Below are 19137 nucleotides of genomic sequence, written 5' to 3'. Positions count from 1 at the left end.
TGCACCATCAAAAAATAACTTAAAAAGTAAATAAAATGTCATTAGTAGGTAAAAAATTTCCAAGTATTGCAGTAGACGCTATCTCTGAAATGGGTGATAATTTAAAAATTAACATTTTCGAAGAAGCTGTAAATAACAACAAAAAAGTACTTTTGTTTTGGTACCCAAAAGATTTTACATTCGTATGCCCAACTGAATTACATGCTTTTCAAGCTGCTTTACCAGAATTCGAAAAAAGAAATACACTAGTAATTGGTGCCTCTTGTGACACTAACGAAGTGCATTTCGCTTGGTTAAATACTCCAAAAAATAATGGTGGAATTGAAGGTGTTACGTATCCAATTCTAGCTGATACTAACAGAAACTTATCTAACATCTTAGGAATTCTTGATATCGATTCAACTGAATATTCTGAAGAAACTGATTCTGTAATTATTGAAGGTTCTAATGTAACTTTCAGAGCGACTTACCTTATTGACGAAACTGGAAAAATTTTCCACGAAAGTGTAAACGATATGCCACTTGGTCGTAACGTAAACGAGTATTTACGTATGGTTGATGCGTACACACACATTCAAGAAAAAGGAGAAGTTTGTCCTGCAAACTGGGAAGCTGGAAAAGAAGCTATGAGTGCTGATAGAGTGAGTACTGCTGAATACTTAAGTTTAAACTAAAAAAATAACAACTTCGATAGCAATAATAATCAATTTCAATACTACAAACTGATTATTGCTATTGAATTTTTAAAATTAAAAAATATGTTAATCGAATTAACCGACGATACGTTACAAGATTTAATTGCAAAAGAAGAAAAAGTAGTGGTTCAATTTTCGGCATCATGGTGTGGCAACTGCCGTATTATGAAACCAAAGTTCAAAAAATTAGCTTCAGAAAACGAAACAATTACTTTTGCACTTGTTGATGCAGAAAACTTTCCTGAATCAAGAAAATTAGCTAATGTGAGCAATTTACCAACTTTTGCCACTTTTGTGAATGGTAAATTGGTTAATGAAACACAAACTAATAAACAAGAAGTGCTAATTGAATTGGTAAATGAAATCGTTTAATTTTATTCCTTTACTAATTCGTTTAAAGTAACGATTCTCTTTTTAAACAAACATTTCAGCGAATAACCAAATAAACAATTAAATAATGAAATTACCTGTAATCAAACATTTAACGCAGTTTATCGAAGAAAACGACGAAGATTACATCATTGAAACAATCGAAGTTTTAGAGGCAATGACTGAAATTGCATCACTAAAAGACGAAGAATTAGATGTTATTGGAGAATTAATTTCGAATATGTATGGCGCTCTAGAAGTGAATAAATTGGTTAAAACTGGAACCGACAAAAAAGAAGCTTTAAACAGTTTTATGAAACGTGTTCTAGGATCTATTGATCAATAAAAATAGAATTCAAATACTAAATTATTGAAACGCACTCGTATTCGAGTGCGTTTTTTTATATTTAAATGAGGAGAAATCGTCGTTTACAATTATAATAAAAATTGTTTGGCTAAGTTTGTTTTTAAGTACTTAAGATTTTTTATCAAAGATTATAAAACCATTTTTTTAGTATTGCCAAAGCAGGTTTAAAAAATCTAAATTTCCAGTTTAAAAACCATCATTAACCCAAAGATGTAGTTTTAACATGACAGTCATTTAATAATCCTGCGCAATTGCATTGCTGGCAATAATTCCTTCCGTCCTTTCGCCCCACGTTTGCTCTTGGTTATTATCGTAAACTGAGGTTCTCTCTATATTTATGAAAGCATAAGATCTTAAAGATACCGCATTAATGTGATGGTTGCTCTATTCCTTAAAAGTGTTTTGTTTACGCTCCTTTATTGACGCCAGTACGTTCATTACTTTTAATTCTAGTTCCAAATATGCTGAAAATTTTAAACGGCGTTTTCTTCATCTCATTAAATAGCACCAAAGCGACAACAATATATTCTATGGCAATTAGCCCTAAATTTTCTTTAAATGCAGGATTAGAATACGTGTAATAGCTAACAACAACCATCAAACTCCAGACAATTGGAAATTTAAAATTTGTAAAAACACTAATTAACACAAGATTAATAATGTACCAAGGGTGTACCGTTGTAGCCGTAAAAAAGTAAATGCTTAACACCAGTAAAAAACTTTGAAACAAATTTAACGTTGTCTTATTTTTTCCAAAAAAGGACTGAAATACAATAAAAACAATCATCAAAACTGGAATTACTTGACCAGTACTTTGAATAATATTGTACCCTTTAAAATAATAACCAATGGATCTAATAATATAATAAATACTAGCATTAAATTCAAAATTGGTAAACCACAAACCAATTGTTTTAGAATAATTTGAAATCAATTCAGCAGAAAAAAATGGTACAAAAAGCAAAATATTTATTCCGATTATGATTCCGTAAAAAGCAAAACTTTTTTTCCATCCTAATTTTTGAAAAAACAAAGGCAATAACAGTAATGGCAATAGTTTTGTAGCAATAGATAATGCCAAAATCACAGCGGCTTCCCTCCATTTGTTATTCTGCAATAAATAAAGACTCCAAATAAAAAAGAAGAGCATTACACCTTCAAAATGCAAATTACCAGTAAGTTCTATAATTACCAACGGATTTAATAAAAACCAAAATATGCGGTGTCTTTCTAATCCTAACTTTTCTAATAATTTGCTGCCAAAATACAAAGTTCCAAAGTCGGCAGCAATGATGATTGTTCTCAAAACTATTGTTCCACCAAGAATAGAATGATTACTAAAAAAACCAGCTAATACAAAGAATAATTGATTGACAGGTGGATAATTAGAAAAATGAGATGCACTTAAATTGCCCATTGCTCCTACTAATTCATGTGCTTGTGAAAGTGTGAAATTTGGATCTAAAATTAAATCATTTGGAAGGTTTGTAAATGGATTTAGACCTAATAAAATAAGGCGTCCATCCCAAATAAAACGATAAAAATCTTGTGATAAATTGGGTAAACTAAAAATAAAAAGTAATCGAAACAGTACCGAAATTAAAATTAAGAAATTAAAACTATTCTTTTCTGTTTGGATAATTTTGTAAGTAAAAAAAAAGAGTAGTCCAAAAGAAAATAATAAGGCAAGAAAATCAGTTCTTTCTAAAAAGTAAGCCGTATGAGCATACAAAAATACGCTGCATAAAACATACGTTTTAGTTGCATTGCTGGTCTGTTTCATTGAATTTGTAAGAATCATAAATTTACATAAAAGAAAGGATTAAATTCATGGCACAAAATGAATTGATTAATTTTACTATTGATCAACTTCAAGAAAATAAAACATCAAAATTGAATCTTATTAAACTAAATAGATATCAATAATTTAATAGAATCTACTAAAATATTTTTTTATTTTAAAAATGTAAACTCCCTGAATTTTATTGTTTTGTCTAAAAGATCTATAAAATTAGTCAGTAATTTGTATTGATTTAACGAAAACATATCCATATCCAATGGAAAGCATCAAATGAAATGGTAACAAACCATAATCATTCAAGCGAATACCACTATAGATTCCAAAAAGAAAATAAATTAAAAGTAATCCCTCTATAATAATATTTTTAGATACTTTTTTGGAGATGTACGTATTCTGTTTCCATTTATCTTTTAAACTTTCGATATTGAATTTTGGTGTTCGGATAAACTCACTTTTTTTACCCCAAAGACCCTCTAAAACTGCCACGGTGTTATGAAATGAAAAACCCATAGCAATACTGTAAAAAGTAAAAAACAAACCAATATACTTTAAAAAATTAGTAATTCCTCCGCCGTTAATTTTTTTGAAAGTAAACCAATAACATGTAAAAAATATTAGCGAGGTAAAAACAAAAAGTGCCAATATATCAAAGAAAAGGGCTAATTGTGGATATTTATTTTTAATGAATACAACTGGAACACTCAATACTGCCATTAAAAATATAAACAAAAACATTGAACTATTGAGTAAATGCAATAGACCATGAATTTTTGTTTTAACCGAAATATTTTTTGAAGTGATGACACGCCAGTTCATTTTTCTAAAATTCTCAGCACCTCCTTTATTCCAACGAAATTGCTGTGAACGAGCTGCACTGATAATAACAGGTAATTCAGCCGGAGTTACTACATCGATCAAATATTTAAATTTCCATTTTTTGAGTTGTGCTCTATAACTCAGATCTAAATCTTCGGTTAAAGTATCACTTTCCCAATTTCCTGCATCAATGATGCATGCTTTGCGCCATACTCCTGCAGTTCCATTAAAATTGATAAAGTGCGATTGTGAATTTCTTCCTACTTGTTCTAATATAAAATGAGCATCTAATGCAAAGGCTTGAATTTTGGTCAATATAGAATAATTTCTATTTAAATGTCCCCAGCGCGTTTGTACTACACCAATCAATTCATCTTTAAAGTAAGGAATAGTTTGTAGCAACCATTCTTTCTGCGGAACAAAATCAGCATCAAAAACAGCAATGAATTCGCCTTTTGCAGATACTAAACCCTCTTTCAAGGCTCCCGCTTTAAAACCGATACGATTAGACCTTGTAATCAGTTTTATATCTAACCCTTCCGAAGCTAAACGATCAACTATTTTTTTGGTGTCAATTATACTTTCATCAGTACTATCGTCTAAAACTTGAATTTCTAATTTATCTTTTGGATAATCCAGTTCTGCAATAGTAATAAGCAATCTTTCGACAACATACTTTTCATTATAGATAGGTAATTGAATCGTAACTATTGGGATCTCCGAAGATATTGTAAAATCAAATTGTATCGATTTGTCAATTTTTTTTTGATTTTTTAAATAATTAATCAACAAATTAAGTTGCGAAAAACCATAAAAAAAAAGCAATAATATAGACAAGCAATATATGGTAAGAATGATATAAGAAAGTTGCAGCATATTATTTGAAAGCGTATTTAAAAATCCAACCAATAATTTTAATTCCAGCCATGATAGTACCTTTTACAGTTCCTGATACTTTTGATACACCAATCCGATTTTTATATCGAACTGGGATCTCCTTATATGAAATACGTTTGCGTAAAACTTTTAATTGCATTTCTACTGTCCAACCATATGTTTTATCTTGCATTTCAAGATCAACAAGAGTAGTGTATTTTATGGCTCGGAAAGGTCCTAAATCTGTAAACTTTGAACCAAAAAAAAGTTTCATCAATACAGTAGCTAATTTATTTCCAAAAATTTGTTGTGGAGTCATTGAGCCGGTTTCCCTTAATTCAGGGACTCTTGCACCTATAACAAAATCAACCGTATTGGTGAGTATAGGATCTATTAGTTTGGTCAATTCTTCAGGATAGTCAGAGTAATCACCGTCCAAAAAAACGACAATGGTAGGTTTAACTTCTTGCTGAGCAATATAATCAAGGCCTTTTAAACAGGCATAACCATATCCCTTATTATTTTCAGATAATACAGTGGCTCCAGCATTTTGAGCTACTGCAATTGTATTATCTGTTGATTTATTACTAATTACAATAATTTCAGATACATAGTTAGGAATCTCATTAATAACATTTGCTATCGCTTTTTCCTCATTGTATGCTGGAATAATTACTTTTATTATATTCATTATTATTTGTCAGGGATTGTCACTTTTATATGCCGAAATTGAATTCCACTCTTTTATTTTTAATCCTGCTTTGTAGCGCGCGGCTTTTATTATTTTACCATTTTTATAGAAAATACAAAGTCCATCTTCTACATTATTTTTAAATTCAATTTTTTTTACTATTTCACCTTTACTAGAGTAGAACAACCACCACTCTATTTTTTTGTTTTCTGCAAAATGACCCTCTTCTTTTTTACTCCCATTTTCATTGTAAAAGAACCAATAATCAACTTTTTGATTTTGTTGAAGCCATCCCTCAGACTTCATTTTACCATTTTTATAATAATTTTTCACGTACGTTTTTGGTCCTGAAGCAGAAATAAAACAGAGAAAAATTATTATAAAAGCGGACTTAATCATTTTGTTAATTTTTTGGTAACCTTACTCTATTTTATAAAAAGTAATTATATTTTATTTAATGACCAATCAAAATCATACGTTTGAACGGTTAGTTTATTGTCTACTTTTTTTTCTAAAAAAAGATTGATAAAATCGATTTCATTAAAATAGTTTACAGCAAAATCTTTCTTGTACCATTCAAATATCTTTGACAATTCTATCACTTTAGTATCTTTATTTATAAAAAAGTAATTTTTAGAATTTATGACAAGAGTTGCACGAGATTTAATCTGCTCGTCAATTGTACCTGGTAAATAAGCAGTATTCAAAAGTGGAGCTCCTCCATTTGCTGCACTTGACAAAGCAAAGTGTATCGCTGGATCAAAAAACAAGTCTCTTAAGATTACATTTTCAATATCATCAAGAGTTAATTCTTGTTTTCCTACCACAAATGTGTTAACAGTAAAAAAACCAGGTATTGTTTCAACAGATGCTATTGGAAATTTATCAACAACACCTTTAATCACTTGAAGATTATAAACGTTAATCCAAAATGCTTTTGCAACTTTTTTATCGCTAAACTTAGTATCAAGTTTTGCAATATTATCTAAAATGTAAATTAATTCTCCAGGACTTTTTTTGATTTTAAAATAATCAACTTTTCCATCTGCTGACACATTTTTCTTTAAAAACTCTGTAGCTTGTTCAAAAAATAATTCTGTAGTTTGAGCCTTTGAAATTAAAGTTAAGCCTAAAAAACAAAGTGTTAATACAATCTTTTTCATTTGAAATTCATTTTTATTTATTGGTTATTAAATCCATTAATTTAAAATCATTTCCTAGTAAAATCTCATTAGAATTGATTCTGCCTGCAGGCGTGTCATTTTCTAATTTTAATACTCCACGCGGACAAACTGCTGAACAAACTCCGCATCCTACACAAGAAGAACGAACAATATTTTCTCCTTTTTGTGCATAACTGCGGACATCAATTCCCATTTCGCAGTAGGTAGAACAGTTCCCACAAGAGATACACTGCCCGCCATTTGTTGTAATTCTAAATCTTGAAAACAGTCGTTGTTGCAATCCTAAAATTGCCGCCATTGGACAACCAAATCGGCACCAAACACGGTTGCCTAAAATGGGGTAAAATCCAACGCCAATTACGCCACTAAATGCTGAACCAATTGCAAAACCGTACCATTCTCTCAATGAATTACTGTCAAAAAACAGAATATTTTGATTACCAGAAAAATAATTTAGCAGCAAAGATATAATAATTATGACTACTAATGAAACCATCGTGTAAATAGCATCTGTATCCATATCTTTTCTTTTGAAAATATACAAAAGCGATGTAAATACGGCCAAAAACAATACAATTCCTACCGTAAATTGATCTTTTGTTATAAAACTCATTCCAGGATTATTGGATAAAAAAGTAAAAATTACTGCAATAGTAATAACAAAAGAAAAAACTAATATCGTGTGTATCATCCAGCGCTCTATTTTCCATGAGATTTCAGTTTTACTAGACAAATGTCTAAAACTATCTCCCGCTGTTTCAGCAAGGCCACCACAACCGCAAACCCATGAGCAATACCAACGCTTTCCATAAAAATAGGTAAGAATTGGAGAGATAATAAAAATCATAGCAATACCAAAAATCAGCATGAACATCCCTAAATTCCCTCCTTCAAGCATATTTTTTAAATGCCAATCATTGAAGAAATAATAATTAAGAGGCCACATATTTTTAAGATCTTTTGCAAAATAAGCTTTCTCAGGATTTAATTTTTCTAAAATTTCAGGAATTAAAAATGCAAATCCCAATTGAAAAAACATCACAGAAATTGTACGCACTAATTGGTATTTATTGTGGCGGTATTTTAGAATAAATTTATATCCCAAGCCTAAAATTGCTACTGTATATAGTGTTCCGTATACAAACCATTGACTGGCTGCTTTTCCATTTAATACAAAACTTAAAGGGTCAAAAAAACCAACTATACCTGTATTTAATCCACCACTTTGATTGAGTCCCAAGTATTGGGGAAACCAATATAAAGCAATGTAGAATGCCGTCAATACAATTCCAATCATCCAGGCCCAACTCCCTTTACTAGTAAGGCTTTGATGCCAAACACCGTTGTTTTTTATGCCTTCAGGTTGGTTGAGATACGTTCTATTTGCATAAATAATAATTCCAGTTAATACCGCCAGAATTGATCCTGTAAGCCACATCTCTTTATTAGGAAATGATACGTTGAATAAAGCAAGTGCCATAATAAACAGACCAATTAATCCAAGTGTAATGCTTAATTTTTGAACAACATCCATTTGTATGTTTTCATGAGAAGCGATCGATATATTTTTACTTGATTGGCTCATATTATTGTACGGTAGCAAATTGATTATTAAATTGTTTTTGAATTTCGTGGTTGTGCGAAGTAAATAATTCAGGATCAAAATTAGCTTTTGATAAATTTCGAATAACATAATCTACCGATTCCTTATTATTTAAAACGGTGTCAAAAAATTCATGACGCATGCGTATTCCGAAGGTATTTATGCCTAAAAAAATTCTACTTTCCCTATCAAATGAAATGCGGACTGCTTTTTTTCCTGCAGCATGTTCCCAGTAAAAATGAACTTCATTTTCTTTGGCTGTAGCCCATACCCATCCATACGTTTGATATTCAATGTCTAAAAATTTTGCTGAATTGAACCAGTTCCCAGGCTTGTATGCTGTAGGGTTTCCCGTTAATGTTTGTGCTAACACTTCTCCCATCATGCGCCCAGTGTACCAAACAGCTTCAACAGGTCGTCTCAATCCTATTGCTTCACGTTGCTCAGCACAATCGCCAATCGCGTAAATATTTTGAACACTCGTTTCCAGAAATTGATTCACTTTGATTCCTTTTCCTAATTCGATTCCAGAATTTTTAAGAAAATCAATATTTGGCGAAACACCGGTTGTTAATCCTACCAATTCACAATTTATAGTTTCACCTTTATCGGTAACAACAGCTTTAACATGGCCGTTCTCATCGGAAATAATTTCAACTAAATTTGTTTCTAATTTTAAATCGATATGGTGTTCTGCTATATGGCGGTTGATCATTTGGCTTTCGCCGAAAGGCAAAACTCCACCCCAAAATGTTTTTTCACGAACCAAGAAAGTAACTTGAATATTTCGAGATCGTAACATTTCGGCTAACTCAATACCAATCAATCCTCCGCCTACTATTACAGCATGTTTCTTTGTAGGTGCCCATTTTTCTAATGCTTCTAGATCTTGTTTATGATAAAATCCTGTTACGCCTTGTAAATCCTGCCCTGGCCATCCATTTTTATTTGGGACTGATCCTGTTGCTAGCACTAATTTATCATATCCTATTTTTTCATTACCGTTTAAAACGATAGCTTTTAAATCTGGTTCTACGGAAGTGACATATCCTTCGATAAGATTAATTTTGTTTTTTTTCCAAAATTGATCTTCATACGGTTGTGTATGCTCAAATTTCATATGTCCCATAAAAACATACATCAATGCAGTTCTAGAAAAGAAAAATTTATTTTCAGAGGAGATGATCGTAATCTCTGAATTACTTTTTTTTCTAATGTGACGTGCCAGTGTAACTCCAGCAATTCCGTTACCAATGATGACAATATGTTCCATATAAAATGAATATGCTTGTTGTGATTTAAAAAATGCTTTTTAATTTCTTTTAAAAATAGAATATTTTCGATAAAAATGATTGATTTTGTTTAAAAGTATTTCAACCTAATTATTTTCTTAATTACAACTTTTAAAAAAATAACAGTTGCAAAACTAATTTTACAACTGTTACTTTGTTTTACCATAAAGGAATTTTGTATTAGTTTACAAAATACAATTAAGGTACTAAAACTTTATCAATAACGTGAACTACACCGTTTGTACATTGAATATCTGGGATAACCATGTTGGCTGGAGTTGCAGTTCCATTACTTTTCACTGTAAATGTTCCATTCGCAAAAGCACTGTACGTTAGTGTTCCTCCACCAGCAGTCATTTCCGTTAAATCTGTTTGCTCTGATGTGAATTTACCTTTAATTGTACCTGTCCTAACTACTGCATGGTTTAATAAAACAGCTTGTAAATCCATCGGGTTAGCTGCAGATACTGCTGCTACATTTGGAAATCCTGCTGCGATGAACGCTGCGTCTGTTGGTGCATATATCGTAAAATTTGCAGTAGGATCTGATAAAGTAGCTGCTAATCCTGATCTTACTACTGCTGCCACTAAAAATGTTAGTTCTGGCTTTTTGAATACACTACCACCCGCTACAGCTTGTGCAGATGCAACAATATTAGCTCCAGTAGCAAGCATTACTTTATCAATCGCATGAACAGTTCCGTTACTTGCTGAAACATCTGTTATTACAATCTTAGAACCATTAATGTACTTATCATTTCCTCTACTGATGAAACGTCTTGTAAGACCTTGCAAAGCTGATCCTGAAGTTCCTCCTGCCATAATTTGGCTAGATGGTAAGTTCGCATTAGAAACGTGATATAATAATGTGTTCGTTAAAAACGTATTATTTAATGCTCCTAAACTACCTGCATCAACTAGTCCTAATCTAGCAAAAGCATCATTTGTAGGTGCAAATACAGTAAAGTTTCCTGAAGGATCTCCTGCATTTTTGTTACTTAATACTACCGCTACTCCACCTTGAATTGCTGCTGCCTCAAGTGTACTGAAAGCTGAATTTGTTACAGCGATATTCGCTATCGTTGGTTTTTGATCAGCATAATCGTTATCACAGGATACCAACGTTGCTAATAATGTAAAGGCTAATAAAGCACTTTTTATATTTGAATTTTTCATTTGCTTAATTTAGAGTTGTTAATTAAAATTTATAAACTAGTGCACCATAAAATCCAGTCGCTTTTCCGATATTTCTACCTGCTACTAAAGTGCTAGCACCTCCAGCTAATCCAAAATCTTTGTAAAGAGGAGTGTAAAGGTTTAAACCTATTTTGGTATAGTTTACTTTTGTAGCTGGGAAAAAGCCTTGAAAACCTTCTGCCAAAATATCTACACCACTTGTAGATGTTTGATTTGCTACGTAAGCATCTCCATAAAATTTAGAAGCTGCGTATCCTAATTTAAGTTCTGATGTGTACGAGTTAGGTACATCATTTGAAGCTATATTTCCTCCAATTTGTCCTGAAGCGAAAATTCCAGAGTCCATTTTGAACATAGCAAGTCCAAGTGCACTAACCGTTGTGCTTTTGTTTCCAATTGCAATAATTGATTGCAATCCTTCATCAACTTTGTAGTCTCCTAGTGGTGTTTTTAATCCTAACGCACCAATCAATCTTAAGCTAGATTTACCAAAATTGTGGAAGTAAGGATTGTATTTCAAGTAAAAAGATACGTCTTGAACTCCACTTCTAGTGTTTGAATAGTTTAAGTTGTTTAATTGCTCTTGTGAAGCATTCCCTTCAGCTGAAATGTACGGTAAAGACATTACAACATCTAATTGATCTGATAGACCATAAGTTGCATACAAATTAGTACTGTTTAACTTTACTTCGTTAAAAATTGGTACACCATTTGTTTCTTGTGGTACTAAGTACACTTTATCATACTTTTCTGAACTTAAAGAAAGAGAAACATTTCCTTTTCCTTTACCTTGCATGAATCCACTTATTGGGCTCTGCGAAAAAGCGGTATTTACACATCCTAGTGTTGTTACTGCTAAAATTAATAGTAATTGTTTTTTAATCATAGTGTTTAAGTGTTATTTGTTTAACTTATTTATTCATTTACGAGGGATAAATAGATTTGGTTTTAGAAAATCTAAAAAAAAATTAAAAATTTTAAAAAAATATTGATTTTCAATTAACTACGCTTTATAATATTTAAAAAAAAGTTTTAAAAACATGTTTGTCCGATAAAGAAAAGAGCAATTAATGTTATTCTTTTTTTTTGATACAAATTTCACAAGTTCTCACCAAGTCTTGTTTTACTGCACTTCTTTGTTATCTAGGTCGTACTAATTATTAAAAATTATAAGACAAGTCCTAAATTAAAAAAAAAACCAATTAATGCAAAAAATTTAAAAGAAAAATTTATTTTTTATTGAAAGACAACAATATGAGTCATAAAATTGAATATTATTGGAATCTAAAGCGAGATATTCAATTCGTATCATCACCATTTTTAGATTAAATGATATTTCGATTGAAAAGTGCGTGCAATTAAAAAATTATTTATGCAGAAAGGCTAGTCATTAAGATTCCAATTGTAATATTTGTAACTTATTTTTGCATTTGAACTGATTTTAATAGTACTATACAAGTTTAAAAAATCTATTACATCCCCTTTTGTCTTAAAATCGGCAGCAAACCAATCAAATATTTTTGATACTTCAATTTTATTAGACGTAATGGAATTTTTAGATTTATCAGTAATGAAATTTCTAGTAACTGAAACCAATTGCTTTTCCAATTTTGATTCCGTAAAAGCTTCATTTAATAATTCAGGACAAGAAATCGAAGCACAATTTATAGCAAAGTGAATGCGTGGTTCATTCATCTTGCGCAGTATGTCATTTTCAATATCTTCTAAACTGTATTTTTTGGCACCAATAGAAATAAATTTTTTGCCCCATGGATCAGCAATATCTTTAATGCTTTTAACTGGGTAGTTGTTTAAAATTAATTGCACCGTGTACGCATTATATGCGTTTATCCAATATGCTAAAGTCGCATTTCTTGACCATGCTTTAGTGGGTGAATTACTTGATAAATCGTTTAAATATACCTTTAGTTCTTTACTGTCTTTTTGAAAACCTCTATAATTTACATTTCCGTTCTTTAAAACATTTTTTTGTAATAATGCATTCCATCTTGCATGGTTAACGCCAGGTGCTTCTGTGGTGGTGCTTTTTTCATAAGTAAATTTTACGGCCTCTGGATTTTTTTTGTTTTTTCCACAAGAAAAAAATGGTAGTAATAATAAGGATAGGAAAAACATTTTCATAGGTTTACGATTTAAGGTTATTGATTTGGTTAATTATTTATTGAAAATTAGTAGTCTTTGCTGTTTATTTTTTTAGAAACAAACTGTTGTGATTATTAAACTTATACATTTTAATACAGTGATGTTATTTTTAACTTAATTACTAATACTTGTAAATTATAGTATAGAAAATTAAGCAACTGGTGTTTTTTGGTTTCATACTTCCACAAATTCTTATTAGTGTTGCTCTTATTTTGTTTAAACTATAAGTTATTATTATATACGATAAATTATATATATCGGTTTTAGTTAAAATACTTTTTTTTAAGAATTGTTCAACTATTGATTTAAGAATTCGTTTTAGTTTTCATAAATCTTGATCCCTTTTTTCAAATATTTACTCCAACTTTTATTATATGTATGCACATTATCTGTCTCGAAACCTTTATTGTCAATTACTTTCCCATTATTATTTTTCCATTCAAAAATTCCACCATAAAGATTGTACACATTTTTATAGCCCATTTTAAGTAGTTTTTCTCCAATTTTCTCGCTGCGAACTCCAATAGAACAGTAAACAATTATGTTGGCGTTCTTATTAGGTATTGCTGCAGTAATTTTATTTTTATCGAAATTATTATAGCCTGCATAAAGCGCATCTTTAATATGACTTACATTAAATTCGCTTATTTCTCTACTGTCTAATACAACAACCCCTTTTTTTGTCTGAAATTCTTCTACAGTTATGTAAGGGACAGTTTTACTATTTAGTTTTTCTAAAACTTTTGGAATTGTTTTTTGTCCCAAACAAAATTGGGTGGCAACTACAGATAAAAGGGCAAACAGATATTTCATTTTAAGTATGTTTATACAATATCTAACTTACGAAAAAAATTAGTACTCAGATAAAACTTTTTTTAAATTTTAGGAATGGCAAATTTAAAGAGCTGAACTTAGAGTATAGTAAAACAACTTTTTCTTTGGAGTACCAGTACTTATAAGAAGTGTAAATTCGCTGGTAGCTTTGTCTAAAAAGACTAGATGCTGCAACGAAGCTACAGCTGGCATTAACCACCCTGTCATTGCAAAGGGTATGCTATAAAAAGTGTTATAGCAATTGTAAGCGGTGTTATTTTGATTTTTTTTTTAATAGTTTGCAAAGGATACTTTTCTATAGGATTCATTCCTTTACAAATGATTGCTATTGCGTTTCCAAATTTTGACCAACTCATACCATAGTACAGAAGCACTACCAACTACAATAGCAATTGATAACTGATAAACATTTAAATGCTCAAATAGAAAAAAATCTGTCAATGGTTTTAGATACAGTAACAAACCGGTAATAGCAATTGTAGTTCCTATAATTATAAAAACTAAATTGTTTTTATATCTCAAAGTGGTAAAAATGGAATAATAAAACGACCTGTTAATTAAGGTTAAAAACACATTTGATGTAACTAAAACCAGAAAAACCATTGTTCGTGTAATGTGTTCATTAAAGCCCTGATAAACTGCAAACTGATACACTGATAACGTTCCTAATGTTATTACCAAACCCTGAATTATACTCGTTGATAATTCCTTCCAACTAAAAAAAGTGTTTGTAAAAGGCCTTGGTTTCTGTGTCATCGTATTCTTCTCCATTGGCTCATTTTCATACACAATAGAGCATGTTGGACCCATTACTAATTCTAAAAATATAATATGAATTGGCGAAAATATATTAGGATAAACCCATCCCAATGCCAACGGAATAAACACCGTAAAAATAATTGGAATGTGAATGGAAATTATAAATTGAATGGCTTTTTTTAAATTGGTATAAATTTTCCTTCCCATGGCAACAGCATCAACCATTTTGGCTAAATCGTCATTTATCAAAATTAATGATGCCGCCTGTTTGGCAATTTCGGTTCCTTTTTTGCCCATTGCAATTCCTATGTGAGCAGCTTTGAGTGCTGGACCATCATTGACACCATCACCAGTCATAGCTACGATTTCTTTATTCGATTTTAGTGCATTTATAATTTTCAACTTTGCTTCGGGGAACATTCTGGTAAACAAATTAATTTCTACAACTTGTTTTTTGAGTTCTTTATCTGATAATTTCATTAATTCGTCACCCGAAATACTTTTTTCATAGCCTATAAAACCTATTTGTTTGGCTATTGAAGCTGTGGTTTCGGCGTTGTCTCCAGTAATAATTTTTACTTTAATTCCTGCTTTGTAAAAATGACGCAATACAAGATGGCTGTTTTTCTTTGGCGGATCATAAAAGGCTACTAATCCTTTGAATTCAAATGTAAATTCTTGTTGTGTTTTGGGATATTTTTTTCCATTAAAAAAAGTTTCGCCCACGGCTAAAATTCGATATCCTTCGCTTGACAATGATTTTATTGCTTCTAAAATTGCAGTTTTTTCCTTTTTAGATAGTTTTGAAATAGCCATAATGGCTTCGGAACCACCTTTGGCTGCAATAATTTTTTCTCCGGTTTTATTTTCAAAAATATGTGTCATCATGGGCGGTTTACCAGATAACGGATATTCATGAATCAATTTAAAACCAGGCCTTTGATCTGTAGCAATAACTTTCGTGTAGATCTCGTGTAATGCTATTTCCATGGGATCAAACGGAGTGGGTTCACTTGCCCACATAGCGATGGCAATTAATGCTCTTTCTTCATCGGATAATTCATTGTCTATATCCGTAATTTTTTGAGATTTTAACGTAAATATTTTAGTTAAACTCATTTTGTTTTCAGTGATAGTCCCTGTTTTGTCAATACAAATTACAGTGGCACTCCCTAATGTTTCTACAGTCTTCATTTGCTTGACAATAATTCCATTTTTCATCATTCGCCAAGCACCAAGAGCCATAAATGTGGTAAAAGCAATTGGGATTTCCTCGGGTAAAACACTCATAGCAAGGGTTAATGCTTTGAGCAAACTATCTAATACATTATGAGAATTTGAAAAGTTTATAATCCAAACTATCAAAAAAATTAATGCTCCTGCAATAGCCATTTTTTTTACAAAATTACCAATCTGAACTTCCAAAGGTGTTTTTTCTTCTTTGATTTCCTCTAGACTTTTACCTATGGTACCTAATTTGGTTTCACCGCCTATAGCAGTAATGGTTGCAATAGCTAGTCCGTTTGCTGCGGTTGTACCTTGATAAATAGTGTTGTCTTTTGTCGATTTGTCTTTTATAACCGACATTGATTCTCCTGTAAGTATGGATTCATTTACTGAAAAATCATTAGAGGATTCAATGATTCCATCAGCTGCAATTGAATTTCCTTCTTCAACCAATAAACTATCGCCAAGTACTAATTCTTCTGTTTTTATTTCGATTACAGTACCGTTTCTAATGACTTTGCATTTGGGTTTTGTATAATCTTTCAATTTTTCTAAAGCGTTGTGACTTCTAGCCTTTTGATAGGATGAAATTACAGCTATCAAAATAATTGCTGCAGCTAAAAATATACCATCAGATGTTTTTCCGCTTATGAAATAAATGGTTGATGCTACCAATAATAAAATGGTCATAGGATCTTTGACAATCTGAAGTAAGCCATTTAAAAACATATTGTTTTTTTTATAGGCAGTTTTGTTCTCACCGTATTTTTCTCTTGCACGATTTACCTCAGCAGTTGTTAAACCTTTACTTTTAAATTTATTATTAAGCATGCCTTTTTTATTTATTTTTAGATTGAATAGAAACCTATTACATTATAATTTGTGTTTCTTGGAAACTAGCATCGGTGTTTTTGTAGATTATTTTTTATTTTTAACGTTTAGCATAAAGTTAGCAGTATCGGTATCGGCAGTTGTTCTGTAACCATCAACTAAAGTTCCCTTTTCACCGTTATTGCATTCAAGAGCATACATAATGGAACTGTCATCAGGATTTGATTCACCTTCAAATCGATAGAAATGTACAATTTTCACTTCATTACTTTGGAAAAGATTATCTGTTTGTAATGAAACCATATTTTTCCCATTGACTTCAAATTGAGAATTAAATCCCAATTTTTCAAGAGTATCCAGAACGACAACTAGACTATCCATATTTACTTTTTCCATAATTAGTAATTTTTATTGATTTAAATTTAGAGGAAATATTATTCTATAAAATCTACATACAAATCGTTTTCTACTTGCTTTACACCAGGGGCAGTCCATGCAATACGCTCCGCTTCAATTTTTTGATGCCAAGTGTCTACATGGCCTTTTAGAGTAACTACATTATCGAAAACATGTACCATAATATCCTTATTGTTAAGGGTAGTATTTCTCTCAAGGGCAATTTCAATGTTATTCCTTTCGTTTACATCCTTTGATGCAGTAATTACATTTATATTATTGGTAATTCCAGTGATTCCAATAAGGTTGATGACCGCACTTTTTGCAGCGTCTTTCTGGTAGTTCCAGTCGAGTTCGCCGTTTAGGAATACCCAGCCGTTTTCTGCGGTAACTGTCACTTTTCCGGTTGGGATATCCCAATGCCATTTGAACGTATTTTCAATAGCTGACATAATTTCAGCATCTGTTCTTTTGTCCTCAATGTTACAAACCACTTTGATGTTTTCGAAAACGGTTTTCACCCCAGCAACATTTTTAGCTACTAGCCCAGCTTCTGCTTTTTTGGCGTAGGTATTTACAGAACCGGTAAGGGTAACCACACCATCCTTTGCCATAACGCCAATAACGGCAGCATTTAAAAGAGGTTCCCAATTGATGGCATCTATAACGTTTTTCTGTAGCTCTTCATTACTTTTCATTATGAAAAATTTAGTTTGAGACTGAATACAAAAGTGCAACATACACGCAAGGCTTCAAATGACCTAGCGTTTTTAAAAAAATGATTCTCCTTACTTAACTATGAGTTCAGCAGTAGTTTTTGTAATGGGAACGCTACTTCATTTTCTGACGTACCCTTGTCTTCAAATGAATCGAAATTATGAATTGTTATCCTGGCAATTTCATCTAAAGCTTCCTTTGTAAAGAAAGCTTGGTGCGGTGTAATCAAAACATTATTGAAAGACATTAATCTTTCGATTTGGTCGTCTTTTATGACTGTATCTGATAAATCCTTAAAGAAGATAGTATCTTCACCTTCATACACATCGATACCCAAATATCCAATTTGTGCCTTTTTAAGTGCTTCGATAGCGTCTTTTGTATTGATGATTGCTCCTCGGCTTGTATTAATAAGCATCATTCCTTTTTTTAATTTTGAGAAAGCAATACTATCAAAAAGATGTTTTGTTTTTGAGTTTAAAGGACAATGGATAGAAATAATATCAGATAGTGTTAATAGTTTTTCAAAAGTGACATATTGTACTCCTTTTTGAAGTAATGTTTTAGATTTTAAACTGTCATTTGCAATAACCTTACAGCCAAAACCAAGCATTATAGAGCAAAAAGCAGTTCCAATTTTTCCTGTTCCTATAACTCCAACTGTTTTTCCAAATAAGTTAAAACCCATTAGATTTTGAAGAGAAAAGTTATTTTCCCGAACCCTATTGTAAGCTTTATGTGTTTTCCTGTCGAGTGTCAAGATTAGTGCCGTGGCATGTTCTGCAATTGCTTGAGGTGAATAAGCCGGTACGCGCATCACTTTTATTTTATTATTTGCAGCAGCCTCCAAGTCAACATTGTCATAGCCTGCACTTCGCAAGTCGATCAGTTTTATACCTGCTTTTGCAAGTTGACCTATTACATTAGCATCTAGTTTATCTGTCAATTGGATGCAAACTGCAGTAAAGTCTTTTACGATAGCTACTGTTGCTGCGTTGAGTGGTGCTTCAAAATAAGTGAGTTGATGCTTACCATCAACATTATATTTGTCAAGATATTCACGTTCGTAATATTTAGTATTGAAGATGGCTATTTTCATTTTTTAATGGGATTATTAATTTGTAAATTTCTAAAGATTTCTACTCGTGTGCGTGCTATGATTTCGTTACCATTTATCTAGACTGCACTGCTGATTACCGAAGCAGAAATATTTCATAATCGCTTTTTTTTTAAGTTTATATAACCTTTCCTACCTGCAAAGGTTGTCTTTTATAGGTGCAAATTTGAGCCATATTTTCCTGTCAGGAAATGATAATACC

General features: G+C 31.4%; 18 protein-coding genes. 3 read left to right on the top strand and 15 right to left on the bottom strand.

The window, feature by feature from the left end; genetic code table 11:
* The first annotated feature begins 35 nt into the window (after window positions 1–35).
* From AC061C_RS09080 to AC061C_RS09070, 3 genes are all read left to right on the top strand, one after another.
* Window positions 36–674, top strand: a complete 639-nt coding sequence (locus tag AC061C_RS09080) for a peroxiredoxin (protein ID WP_309758665.1) — start codon at window positions 36–38, stop codon at window positions 672–674.
* A gap of 84 nt (window positions 675–758) precedes the next feature.
* Window positions 759–1067 (top strand): thioredoxin family protein, encoded by a 309-nt coding sequence (locus AC061C_RS09075; protein ID WP_417968205.1) that lies wholly within the window; start codon window positions 759–761, stop codon window positions 1065–1067.
* Between the two features lie 85 nt (window positions 1068–1152).
* Window positions 1153–1410, top strand: a complete 258-nt coding sequence (locus AC061C_RS09070) for a DUF6952 family protein (RefSeq protein ID WP_395047758.1) — start codon at window positions 1153–1155, stop codon at window positions 1408–1410.
* 427 nt (window positions 1411–1837) lie between these two features.
* On the opposite strand, the gene AC061C_RS09065 is transcribed toward AC061C_RS09070, so the two are convergent.
* The 15 genes from AC061C_RS09065 to AC061C_RS08995 all read right to left on the bottom strand — a co-directional run bounded on the left by AC061C_RS09065 (window position 1838) and on the right by AC061C_RS08995 (window position 18917).
* Window positions 1838–3214 (bottom strand): MptA/MptB family glycosyltransferase, encoded by a 1377-nt coding sequence (locus tag AC061C_RS09065; protein WP_478290909.1) that lies wholly within the window; start codon window positions 3212–3214, stop codon window positions 1838–1840.
* A 228-nt stretch (window positions 3215–3442) separates the two neighbouring features.
* Window positions 3443–4924, bottom strand: coding sequence for a cellulose synthase family protein (locus AC061C_RS09060; RefSeq protein WP_478290908.1), 1482 nt, complete (start codon window positions 4922–4924; stop codon window positions 3443–3445).
* A 1-nt stretch (window position 4925) separates the two neighbouring features.
* Window positions 4926–5615, bottom strand: a complete 690-nt coding sequence (locus AC061C_RS09055; protein ID WP_478290907.1) for a glycosyltransferase family 2 protein — start codon at window positions 5613–5615, stop codon at window positions 4926–4928.
* 9 nt (window positions 5616–5624) lie between these two features.
* Window positions 5625–6014, bottom strand: a complete 390-nt coding sequence (locus AC061C_RS09050; protein WP_478290906.1) for a toxin-antitoxin system YwqK family antitoxin — start codon at window positions 6012–6014, stop codon at window positions 5625–5627.
* 44 nt (window positions 6015–6058) lie between these two features.
* Window positions 6059–6778 (bottom strand): DUF547 domain-containing protein, encoded by a 720-nt coding sequence (locus AC061C_RS09045; protein WP_478290905.1) that lies wholly within the window; start codon window positions 6776–6778, stop codon window positions 6059–6061.
* Window positions 6779–6791: 13 nt separating this feature from the next.
* Window positions 6792–8384 carry a 4Fe-4S binding protein gene (locus tag AC061C_RS09040; protein ID WP_478290904.1) on the bottom strand — a complete coding sequence of 531 codons (1593 nt, stop codon included), beginning with the start codon at window positions 8382–8384 and terminating at the stop codon, window positions 6792–6794.
* Between the two features lies 1 nt (window position 8385).
* Window positions 8386–9675, bottom strand: coding sequence for an NAD(P)/FAD-dependent oxidoreductase (locus AC061C_RS09035; protein ID WP_478290903.1), 1290 nt, complete (start codon window positions 9673–9675; stop codon window positions 8386–8388).
* A gap of 217 nt (window positions 9676–9892) precedes the next feature.
* On the bottom strand, window positions 9893–10870 hold the full coding sequence (locus AC061C_RS09030; protein WP_478290902.1) for a fasciclin domain-containing protein: 978 nt from the start codon (window positions 10868–10870) through the stop codon (window positions 9893–9895).
* Between the two features lie 22 nt (window positions 10871–10892).
* Complete coding sequence (locus tag AC061C_RS09025; protein ID WP_478290901.1) at window positions 10893–11777, bottom strand: hypothetical protein; 885 nt, start codon at window positions 11775–11777, stop codon at window positions 10893–10895.
* A 497-nt stretch (window positions 11778–12274) separates the two neighbouring features.
* A complete protein-coding gene (locus AC061C_RS09020; protein ID WP_478290900.1) occupies window positions 12275–13033 on the bottom strand; it encodes a DUF547 domain-containing protein in 759 nt (252 codons plus the stop codon).
* 339 nt (window positions 13034–13372) lie between these two features.
* A complete protein-coding gene (locus AC061C_RS09015; RefSeq protein WP_478290899.1) occupies window positions 13373–13867 on the bottom strand; it encodes a rhodanese-like domain-containing protein in 495 nt (164 codons plus the stop codon).
* A gap of 333 nt (window positions 13868–14200) precedes the next feature.
* Window positions 14201–16705, bottom strand: coding sequence for a cation-translocating P-type ATPase (locus tag AC061C_RS09010; protein WP_478290898.1), 2505 nt, complete (start codon window positions 16703–16705; stop codon window positions 14201–14203).
* Between the two features lie 87 nt (window positions 16706–16792).
* On the bottom strand, window positions 16793–17101 hold the full coding sequence (locus tag AC061C_RS09005) for a hypothetical protein (RefSeq protein ID WP_478290897.1): 309 nt from the start codon (window positions 17099–17101) through the stop codon (window positions 16793–16795).
* 38 nt (window positions 17102–17139) lie between these two features.
* Window positions 17140–17799 carry a BON domain-containing protein gene (locus AC061C_RS09000; RefSeq protein WP_478290896.1) on the bottom strand — a complete coding sequence of 220 codons (660 nt, stop codon included), beginning with the start codon at window positions 17797–17799 and terminating at the stop codon, window positions 17140–17142.
* A gap of 98 nt (window positions 17800–17897) precedes the next feature.
* On the bottom strand, window positions 17898–18917 hold the full coding sequence (locus AC061C_RS08995) for a 2-hydroxyacid dehydrogenase (protein WP_478290895.1): 1020 nt from the start codon (window positions 18915–18917) through the stop codon (window positions 17898–17900).
* Window positions 18918–19137 lie beyond the last annotated feature (220 nt).

The organism is Flavobacterium sp. GNP010, from assembly GCF_056428945.1.
Note: the sequence above shows the minus strand (reverse complement) of the source record. Positions and strands in the feature narration are given on the sequence as shown.

What these genes read in the sequence shown, in the direction of transcription:
- AC061C_RS09060 (WP_478290908.1), bottom strand. Translation starts at nt 4,924, where the DNA reads ATGCTGCAACTTTCTTATATCATTCTTACCATATATTGCTTGTCTATA.
- AC061C_RS09000 (WP_478290896.1), bottom strand. Translation starts at nt 17,799, where the DNA reads ATGAAAAGTAATGAAGAGCTACAGAAAAACGTTATAGATGCCATCAAT.
- AC061C_RS09015 (WP_478290899.1), bottom strand. Translation starts at nt 13,867, where the DNA reads ATGAAATATCTGTTTGCCCTTTTATCTGTAGTTGCCACCCAATTTTGT.
- AC061C_RS09030 (WP_478290902.1), bottom strand. Translation starts at nt 10,870, where the DNA reads ATGAAAAATTCAAATATAAAAAGTGCTTTATTAGCCTTTACATTATTA.
- AC061C_RS09055 (WP_478290907.1), bottom strand. Translation starts at nt 5,615, where the DNA reads ATGAATATAATAAAAGTAATTATTCCAGCATACAATGAGGAAAAAGCG.
- AC061C_RS09005 (WP_478290897.1), bottom strand. Translation starts at nt 17,101, where the DNA reads ATGGAAAAAGTAAATATGGATAGTCTAGTTGTCGTTCTGGATACTCTT.
- AC061C_RS09070 (WP_395047758.1), top strand. Translation starts at nt 1,153, where the DNA reads ATGAAATTACCTGTAATCAAACATTTAACGCAGTTTATCGAAGAAAAC.
- AC061C_RS09035 (WP_478290903.1), bottom strand. Translation starts at nt 9,675, where the DNA reads ATGGAACATATTGTCATCATTGGTAACGGAATTGCTGGAGTTACACTG.
- AC061C_RS09045 (WP_478290905.1), bottom strand. Translation starts at nt 6,778, where the DNA reads ATGAAAAAGATTGTATTAACACTTTGTTTTTTAGGCTTAACTTTAATT.
- AC061C_RS09010 (WP_478290898.1), bottom strand. Translation starts at nt 16,705, where the DNA reads ATGCTTAATAATAAATTTAAAAGTAAAGGTTTAACAACTGCTGAGGTA.
- AC061C_RS08995 (WP_478290895.1), bottom strand. Translation starts at nt 18,917, where the DNA reads ATGAAAATAGCCATCTTCAATACTAAATATTACGAACGTGAATATCTT.
- AC061C_RS09075 (WP_417968205.1), top strand. Translation starts at nt 759, where the DNA reads ATGTTAATCGAATTAACCGACGATACGTTACAAGATTTAATTGCAAAA.
- AC061C_RS09065 (WP_478290909.1), bottom strand. Translation starts at nt 3,214, where the DNA reads ATGAAACAGACCAGCAATGCAACTAAAACGTATGTTTTATGCAGCGTA.
- AC061C_RS09080 (WP_309758665.1), top strand. Translation starts at nt 36, where the DNA reads ATGTCATTAGTAGGTAAAAAATTTCCAAGTATTGCAGTAGACGCTATC.
- AC061C_RS09020 (WP_478290900.1), bottom strand. Translation starts at nt 13,033, where the DNA reads ATGAAAATGTTTTTCCTATCCTTATTATTACTACCATTTTTTTCTTGT.
- AC061C_RS09050 (WP_478290906.1), bottom strand. Translation starts at nt 6,014, where the DNA reads ATGATTAAGTCCGCTTTTATAATAATTTTTCTCTGTTTTATTTCTGCT.
- AC061C_RS09025 (WP_478290901.1), bottom strand. Translation starts at nt 11,777, where the DNA reads ATGATTAAAAAACAATTACTATTAATTTTAGCAGTAACAACACTAGGA.
- AC061C_RS09040 (WP_478290904.1), bottom strand. Translation starts at nt 8,384, where the DNA reads ATGAGCCAATCAAGTAAAAATATATCGATCGCTTCTCATGAAAACATA.